This is a genomic window from Bathymodiolus platifrons methanotrophic gill symbiont (genome assembly GCF_002189065.1).
Classification (GTDB): Bacteria; Pseudomonadota; Gammaproteobacteria; order Methylococcales; family Methylomonadaceae; genus Methyloprofundus.
On the sequence record NZ_BDMN01000074.1, the window covers coordinates 1 to 8459 of the forward strand.

Sequence of the window (8459 nt, forward strand, 5' to 3'; positions counted from 1 at the left end):
ATCAGTGCTACGAGCTTGGTGTAGCGGCTGAGTAAGTTTTGCTGCATACATGCTTTCACCAACACGCACTTTAGGGATAAGCAGGCTACGGTCAAACGGGTTAAAGCTTGCCGCAGCTTCGATTGCAGTTTCTGAATTTAAAGGGTTAAGTCCTGTGCCAGTAATTTTAATTGCATATTGATCGTCACTGTTCGGAAAAATACTAATATATTCTTCTGTAGTTTTAAGGACTTTGGTTACAGTTCCTAACTCTAATTCAATAGTCGAAGTTACATTTCGTCCGGGTTTTTCTAAAATAACGGACCCAGCACCACAAGAATCTGCATCGCCCGAGTCACCTTTCAGAGGGGATGAGATTGCAATCAGGTAATTTTTTGGCCCAGGAGGTACGCCGATGTCAACGGTATTTAAAGTATCAAAACAAGGATCTACAATACCTATTAATGCGCCTTCAAAATAACCTTGGTCATACGCTAAATACATATGGTTAGAGCTGCCTATTATACCGTCAATAAGTGGTTGGCCGCTTGCGTCAGAAGTAGTGCCTGTGTCATCAATCCAGCGTTTGAATAGATAGCGTGCAAGTTCACCTTTATTTGCTGCTAGTGGCAACTTGTTCAAGTCATTTAGACGGTCAGCATCAAATACATATAGTACCCAGCTTTTTTTACCAAAACAGCTGGTTCCCTTAGGGCAAACTTCCAGAGTGATGATCTCGTTACCTGCACTAGCCAATGAGTACCAGTCTTTATCGGCAGAGTTATATAAGTGACCTTTGATATTTCTACCTGAATTAAGTGAGGTTGCAAATTCAGAGCGATTGTTAAATTCAACATCGACATTATCATAGGGCTGGTCATCATCTGGAGCAGCAAAGGCAGGGTCTGGGTTGACATCTATAATTAAGCGCGCGGTATCAGTTTGCCCAAATTCGTTTGCATAAGTATAGGTAAAGCTGTCAATCCCAACTCCATCAGGGGGTAAGCTGGAGTTGTCAGTACTTTCGAAAAGCTCGTAGGTATATTCGCCACTAGAATCGAACGAAGTGATCAGACCGTATTGGCCGACCGAGGAGCCATTAAATGTGGCAATAGTACCATTACGATCATTACCACTTGCTGAAGGAAATAGACCAATAACAGCAGAATTATGATCATCTTTAGCGTCTGGATATTGATTACCTATACCGCCTTCAAGTAGTAAGGCACTAGCATTGAATGAGCTGACAAGAAGAAGTGCGGTTAATAAGGGGGACTTTTTTATATGCATAAGGGGATTTTGTCTAATATCTTGCGGGCAATTAGTATTGTTTAGAAGTTTAGTTTATTTTTTTATATAGTCAAGCATCCTGCATGAGATTAGTTATATACGTGCTTAAATAATTCTTTAATATCAATTGCATAGATGTTTTCTCTAGCTTGGATAATAAATATTCTTTAGCTAAAACAATAATGATAGAATGCATCAGTGCATGTTAATATGTTGGTGGGGCGGCGCTAGTATTATCCCTTCTTTAACTTTTAAAGTTGTGGGTACGTTATTACTTGGAACAAAGAGGACATAATAATGATAAAAAAATCTTTAATCTCAGCTTGTTTAATTGCCAGTATTGGTTTTTCTGCTTCAGCCTTTGCTTATAATGCGGGAAATGTTGACTTAGGCTGTAAAAAACCCCGATTTAAAACCTTTGACCCACCACATAAAGGAGAGGCGGATCCCGAGTCAGAGATTTCTTTTACGGTTTCTGGTTATGCAGACTCGTCAACGATTAAAGCGGTGGCAAAAAATATTCCTTTAAAGCTTAATATAGTTGATAAAGATAGTTTTTATGCAGTGTCCGCTAAGCTACCTGCTGCTTTGACGGGAAAATATGCACGTATTCATGTTAAAGCAAATAATAGCGTAGAGTGTAAAGCCAAAGATGGCTGGCTAATTAAAATCAGGGATGAAGCTGCAACAGAAGTCACCGCAGAAGGCGGTGAAAAAACTCAATAAGGAATTTTGTTTTCTTGTGTCTGCCAGGCATTAAACGGGTCAAGAGACTCTTTTAGTTTAATATGCTGCATAGGTATTTTTCGTTGTTCAGCTAGCATGGCAATTTCATCATAAATAAAGCTATCATCAAACCCGGCCAGTGCAGCATCGTAACGATTACAGGCAAAATAGACCTGCTTTATGCGCGCCCAGTAAATAGCGCCTAAGCACATGGGGCAGGGCTCACAACTACTGTATAGCACGCAGTCTTTTAACTGAAAAGTGTTTAATTGAGAGCAGGCGTTGCGGATAGCCATTATTTCCGCATGAGCGGTGGGGTCGTTGTTGCAGGTAACATTATTAATGCCGGTAGCAATAATGTTTTGATCCCGGCAAATTATGGCGGCAAACGGTCCGCCCTTATGTATCTGGGTACTTTTTACCGCTAGTTTGATTGTTTGTTGTAAAAAAGCTGTATGCATAGGTCATCTGATTTTGCGTAAGATTACATTTTTTGGCCATGTACGGGGGTAAGCACAATAGCTGCAATCAGGGCATGCAATAACTATAAATCAAGCGGGTTGTCTGGGTTAACCCCATGCATAAAAGGTAAGCGCCGATCCTGATTAGTAATTTGATAAACTTTCCCTAGCCAGTTATTAAACACTGCTTTTGCAGTATCGCGCCAGGTGTTGTCTAAAAAAGTTTCAATTTCCTGTTCTGGAAAGGGCAGAACCGCGTGCTTATTTTTGAGTGCATTTTTTACATGTCTGGCATAAGAGTTGAAAATAGTTTGCACATCAGTATTGAAGTAATGTTCTGGAAAAGGCGGGTAATGTTCAGTCTCCTGGTTAATAAAGCGCATCACTTCGCGCTTGTATTCTTTTAACAGGCTAATGGCATCGTATTCAGGATGACCCTGGAAGTACACGATACGAAAGCCGTCAGGACTGACAGCAAGATGGACTCCAGCTTCTGAGCTGGCGACTAAAACTTGTACACCATGCTGCTCCAGGTCTTCTTGAAACACCTCATTAAAGCGTGAATGTGGTACATCAAAGCGGGTGTTGATTTCAGCAATAAGAGGGTGTTTACGATCAATTACTTTATGTGCGTATACTCCCCAGCGTTTACCTGGCAGACGAGTTCGTTCTATACCATAGCAAAACTGAATCAATGCATGCGTGGCAAGGCAGGAGCAAAGAATGGAGGTGACATTTTTCTTGGCCCAGTCAAATACCTCAGTTAAAGGCAGCCAAAAATCTTCGTCTTGTAAATGAGCATGAGTGACATTAGCTCCGCTGATAATTAATGCATCCAGGCCATCCAGTTTAAGTTGCTCAAAGGTTTCATAATATTGATCAATATGTGCCTGTGCCGCATCATTCCGAGGTAGGCCTTCAATAGTAAAGGGATGAATATGGAATTGTGCAATCTGGTTGCAGGCACCTACCAGGCGAAAAAACTGTCTTTCGGTCGCTTCCAGAGCCGCATCGGGCATAATATTGAGAAAGCCTATATGTAGCTCTCGTATATGTTGGTGATTAGCGCGAGCAGGATTAAGAATATCCTCACCTTCTTCTTGCAGGCGCTGAAATGTCGGTAATTGTGTGTGAGCGACTAATGGCATAGCATTTTATGGTGTTTGCTGGGCTATTGCGGAGGCAATAAGCTGAATAAAATCATTGTCGTTGTTGGCCTTAGCGATATCACTGGCATCAACGGTATAGCCATATTTATCGGCAATCGCTTGATAGCGAGGTAAACGGGATTTAAATAATTTAGGAAAAACCCAGCTGACGAATTCGTCTGGCGGGATAGAATCAGCATTACTATAGTTGTTCTCTTGTATAAATTCAGCAAGCGATGCATCTAAAAAATCTTCACGATAATAGAGTGGCTTAGGGGATGTTTTAGAGCGGTTAATAATTGTCTCATTTAACTCGGGCGATGTTTTAATGTAGATAATTAATGTGTGTCTGGCTAGATGCTGTAATACTTCTTCGTCTTCTAGTTCGCATACGCTTCCTCCCGCATCATTAATAAAATGCTTATAGCCATAAATGCGTTCAGCTTTATGAATAAATTCACTAACATCGTACATCGCTGCAATTTCAGCTTTATGATGTAATGCCTGTCTGCGTTTGAACTCATTGAGAGCCAGACCACCGAGCTTGCTGTTGCCTATTTTTCCTAAAAAGCTGGAGACCGGCGCGAGATTGTCGACAGAGACGTTATTGCAAATATAAATTGAGTCAGAAAGTAACAGGTCTTTTAAAAAAGGGACGTCCATTGCCTGTTGCTTGATATTATCCAGGATTGGCTCACCTAAATATTTGGTTCCTATGCGGTAATCGCCTGAATAATGGAACCATTTTTCTTTGGGTAGTTTGTTTGCCAGTGTTGTTTTTCCTGCTCCAGACATAGCTAATAGTGTGATGCATTTGGAATCCCACTGCAGGAACTCCTGAGAACTCATTTTCATGCAGTTTTTTTCCTAATCTTTAAACTCTTCAAGTGGCATTTCACCGTTGACATTACGACGAGTTTCCGAAGTAGAGTAGCCTAAGTCGTCTGGTTCAAGGTCATCAAATGGAGCGCTCCAGTCATCAGGAGCTTCGATAAAGTCAAATGTTGAGTTATACCAGCTGTTTTTATCAAACTCACCAATATCACCATTATGATATTGCACTTCAATACTGTCATCACTTTCTTCAATGGCTACAACTTTGAAGAATAGATTATTTTCTACGTCTTTATACCATTGGTCGATAGCAGGGTCAGTTATGGTAGTCATAATTAATTCCTTGTTTATAGGTTCTTGTAAATAATATTGTCCTGAATAATAACAAAAAATAGCTTGCTCTATGTTAACTGAAGTTTCCCAATTATTGAGTAGCTGAAATACACAATGCTGGTGTATCGAGGTTTATTTTAGGTGGTTTTGCCATGTTTATAGCAAACCCCTACTTAATTCCCCTTAGGCAATAGCATTTGAAACGAATGAAAAGACTATTTTTTTCATATAAAGCATAGTTTCAATTTTACCATAAATAATTATTGGGAAACTTCAGTATGTTAATTTTCTAAAAGTAACTTATCATCCGCAGATGTGAAAAATCTGTCTACTGATACTTCGATGTTATGCCTATGAGGTATGGATTGCAAGGGTAGAATGTAGATTTTAGTCATAGAATGTATATTATGTTTTCGGGCATTAATATAGTATTCATATTTATCAGCTATTTTCGATCCAGTTCCATAAATCCATGTACGCCGCGCTTTGATTTTACGGTTAGCCATTGTTTAAGGTATTTGATTTCTTCGGTATCTTCCAGGTGTTCAATGCTTGCATTTTGTCTAAGCAATCTAAATGCGGTGGAAATGACTTTATAGCGGTCTCCTGTTATCCCCGAACGTTTTAAACCAATGGTATTTAAGCGATAGTGTTTGGCAGGGTAGCCAGCTATTAAACAGAAAGGCATAACATCTTTATTTAACCCGGTTGTACCCTGAACAATGGCGTAAGAACCAATTCGGCAGAATTGATGTGCCACTACGCTACCGCCCATAAATACACGGTCATCGATTTGCACAAAACCACCGATAGCAACATTATTGGCAAAAATAGTGTGATTACCTATCTGACAATCATGGGCGACGTGACTATTGTTCATAAAAAAGCAATTAGAGCCAATACGGGTAACTGCATTTTTTTCAGAGGCTCTATGTGCAGTAAAGCCTTCTCTAAAAGTATTGTTGTTGCCAATGTCTAGCCAGGAAACAGTTTCTTCTTTAAAGCTGGTGTCTTGTGGTAAATCTCCCAATACAACATGCGCATGTATCCTATTGCCCATACCTATTTTAGTGTAAGGCCGGATGACGGCATGTGCTCCGATGTTAGAGTTATCACCAATCTGAACATGGTTTTCAATTACGGCAAAAGGGCCTATCGTGACATTTTTGCCTACCGTGGCTTGTTCGGCGATATAAGCACTAGGGTGTATGTTTTGAGTCATCTGCTATTTAACCTCGTGGATGATATTGTGAATGCAGGTCTTTTAATCGCTCGTTGGCGATATGGGTATAAATTTGTGTCGTGGATAAATTGCTATGACCTAATAAGAGCTGAACAACGCGTAGGTCGGCACCATGATTTAATAAATGCGTGGCAAATGCATGACGTAAGGTGTGTGGCGATAGCTCTTTGTTGATATCTGCTTTTTTTGCATAGCGTTTTATAATATGCCAAAAAGCCTGGCGTGTCATGCCTGCTGCTCTGTTGGTTACGAAAATAACACTACAAGGGCGCTCAGATAGCAGGGCTTTTCGGCTATGTTGCATATAGTCTTCCAGGCTATCCATGGCTTGTTCACCAATGGGAGTCAGGCGCTCTTTATTGCCTTTACCTGTGACGCGTAAAACGCCTTGGCGCAGATTAACCTGGCTGGTGGTTAGCGAGACCAGTTCTGTAACACGTAATCCAGTGGCATAGAGCATTTCCAGCATGGCTTTGTCTCGAGAGCCTAATACAGAACTAGGTTCCGGCGCACTGAGTAGTAGCTCTACATCGTGTTCAGATAAAGAGCTAGGTAAGGGGCGGCCAATACGAGGCGTATCAATTAACGCAGTAGGGTCGGTACTGATATGGTTTTCGCGTAGTAAATAGGTGAAGAAACGCCTTAGGCTAGATAATATCCGAGCTGAAGACCGAGCGCTGATACCCTGTTCATAGCGCTGGCTAAGAAACAAAGCAATATCACTATTGTTCGCCTGATGTAATGACTTTGTAGCCAGGCTTTTGTCGAAAATACGCAGGTCACTGGCATAAGCACTCAATGTATTCTGGCTTAAGCCATTTTCTACCCATAAGGCATCGATAAATGAGTCGATTAATTGCTTAGAAGTCATGAGTTATCATCTGTTCATGCTGTAAAAGTGCTAGTTTTATATTGATTAGCTTTCCTGTTGTTGCGCCTGCATAGCCTCCTATACCCGTTTTTGCAAGCACACGGTGGCAGGGGATGATAAGCGGAAATGGATTTTTACGGCAGGCGTTTGCTAAGGCTCTTGGAGCCGTACCTAATTTCTGGGCCAATTCACCATAGCTTGTTGTCTGGTCTATCGGAATTAGGCATAGCGCACGCCAGACTTTCTGCTGAAACTCTGTGCCTTGTTGTAATAGAGACATTTTTGGAGAAATTTTGGCAGTCAGCCAGTATTGCTTAAATTGTTGCTCTAGTTCTGTGGGGAGTTCTTTATTTCCCGCTACATGCCTGGAGTCAAGAGCCATTGTAGCTGGCATAATAGCTTTCCTTGCATTTGTACAGCTAAGAGCCCAACCGGGGTAGCGTAACAATAATGTTGTAATGCCTTTTGCTTGTCCAGAGCTTGCCAGTTTAATTGAGGTAGGGGCATTTTTAATCCAGTACTTTTTCCAGTGCCTCACAGTAAGTTTTAAGAACCTTAATACGTGCATAACGCTTGTCATTGGCTTCAACTAAAGTCCAGGGAGTAGTCTGTGAACTGGTGTGGGCAACCATATCGTTGACCGCAAGTGAGTATTCCGTCCATTTGTCGCGATTACGATAGTCTTCTTCCGTGATTTTATGCTGTTTGTAACTGATTTGTTCTCGCTCTTTAAAGCGGCGTAATTGTTCGTCCGGATCGGATATGTAACCAGAATTTTAATAAAACAATGCCATGTTCAATCAGGGCTTGTTCAAAGTTAGCGATTTCAGAGTAAGCACGAGTCCACTCTTGTTTAGAAGCAAAGTCTTCAACACGCTCAACCAGTACACGGCCATACCAGCTACGATCATAAATAGTGACTCGACCAGCCCGGGGCATATGTCGCCAGAAGCGCCAAAGGTAGTGCTGAACACGTTCTTCATCAGTCGGAGCTGCGATAGGAATAACCTGATAATTTCTGGCATCAAGAGCATGAGTAAGTCGCCTGATTGCGCCTCCTTTGCCTCCAGCATCCCAGCCTTCAAAAACCAGTACACTGGATGTTTTCTTCTGGTGCGCTAGGCGAGCCAGGTGATTGAGCTTGCCTTGATAAAAATTTAGTTGCTCGTTGTAGTCTTTTTTTTGCTCTATGTGAAATACAGTGGGTAGTCGAATTTTAACTTACCACAAAGAAAGTAAATCATATTGATAAAATTATTAATATTACGATAACCTCTTGCTCGTCGTTTGGCCAGTTGGACCTTGCTATTAATTCCCTCAAGAATTCCATTTGTAATCTTCGTTTCAACGAAATGAATAATGCCAGACCAATGGCTCCGAACGGTCTTTACAAACTTCATAAATGCTGAGATTTTAGATTTTTCTACTTCTTCACACCACTGCTTTAGAAAGGCTTCAGCCGATACTTTATCGGGCATTGACCATAAGTCATTAAAAAGCTCTTTCAATCGATATGCCTGCCCTAACGTAGGATATAGGTCAATCATTTCAGCTAATGAAACTTCTTGTTTATT

The 8459-nt window shown here is 41.1% G+C and carries 10 protein-coding genes and 1 pseudogene; 1 reads left to right on the forward strand and 10 read right to left on the reverse strand.

Annotated elements, in window-relative coordinates; translation table 11 throughout:
* A partial coding sequence (locus tag CDZ78_RS04715) for a hypothetical protein (protein WP_140413884.1) occupies positions 1-1269 on the reverse strand: 1269 nt, incomplete at its 3' end.
* Between the two features lie 297 nt (positions 1270-1566).
* Here CDZ78_RS04715 and CDZ78_RS04720 point away from each other — a divergent pair.
* Complete coding sequence (locus CDZ78_RS04720; protein WP_087868944.1) at positions 1567-1995, forward strand: hypothetical protein; 429 nt, start codon at positions 1567-1569, stop codon at positions 1993-1995.
* Here CDZ78_RS04720 and CDZ78_RS04725 read toward each other — a convergent pair.
* The 9 genes and pseudogenes from CDZ78_RS04725 to CDZ78_RS04765 form a co-directional block, all read right to left on the reverse strand.
* Entirely contained in the window at positions 1989-2456 is a 468-nt protein-coding gene (locus CDZ78_RS04725; protein WP_087868945.1) for a nucleoside deaminase, read from the reverse strand. The two genes, CDZ78_RS04720 and CDZ78_RS04725, sit on opposite strands and share 7 nt — an antisense overlap.
* An 83-nt stretch (positions 2457-2539) precedes the next feature.
* Positions 2540-3604 (reverse strand): homoserine O-succinyltransferase MetA, encoded by a 1065-nt coding sequence (gene metA, locus CDZ78_RS04730; RefSeq protein ID WP_087868946.1) that lies wholly within the window; start codon positions 3602-3604, stop codon positions 2540-2542.
* Positions 3605-3610: 6 nt separating this feature from the next.
* Positions 3611-4459, reverse strand: a complete 849-nt coding sequence (locus CDZ78_RS04735; protein ID WP_087868947.1) for an ATPase — start codon at positions 4457-4459, stop codon at positions 3611-3613.
* Positions 4460-4471: 12 nt separating this feature from the next.
* A complete protein-coding gene (locus tag CDZ78_RS04740) occupies positions 4472-4771 on the reverse strand; it encodes a DUF6763 family protein (RefSeq protein ID WP_087868948.1) in 300 nt (99 codons plus the stop codon).
* Between the two features lie 445 nt (positions 4772-5216).
* Positions 5217-5993 carry an acyl-ACP--UDP-N-acetylglucosamine O-acyltransferase gene (gene lpxA, locus CDZ78_RS04745; RefSeq protein ID WP_087868949.1) on the reverse strand — a complete coding sequence of 259 codons (777 nt, stop codon included), beginning with the start codon at positions 5991-5993 and terminating at the stop codon, positions 5217-5219.
* A gap of 7 nt (positions 5994-6000) precedes the next feature.
* Positions 6001-6885, reverse strand: coding sequence for a site-specific tyrosine recombinase XerD (gene xerD / locus CDZ78_RS04750; RefSeq protein ID WP_087868950.1), 885 nt, complete (start codon positions 6883-6885; stop codon positions 6001-6003).
* Entirely contained in the window at positions 6875-7279 is a 405-nt protein-coding gene (locus CDZ78_RS04755) for a methylated-DNA--[protein]-cysteine S-methyltransferase (protein WP_087868951.1), read from the reverse strand. The genes xerD and CDZ78_RS04755 overlap by 11 nt, the downstream gene beginning before the upstream one ends.
* A gap of 115 nt (positions 7280-7394) precedes the next feature.
* Positions 7395-8067, reverse strand: a pseudogene (locus CDZ78_RS04760) (polyphosphate:AMP phosphotransferase); the annotation flags it as partial.
* Between the two features lie 5 nt (positions 8068-8072).
* The coding region (locus CDZ78_RS04765) for a transposase (RefSeq protein ID WP_140413885.1) at positions 8073-8459 on the reverse strand (387 nt) is incomplete at its 5' end.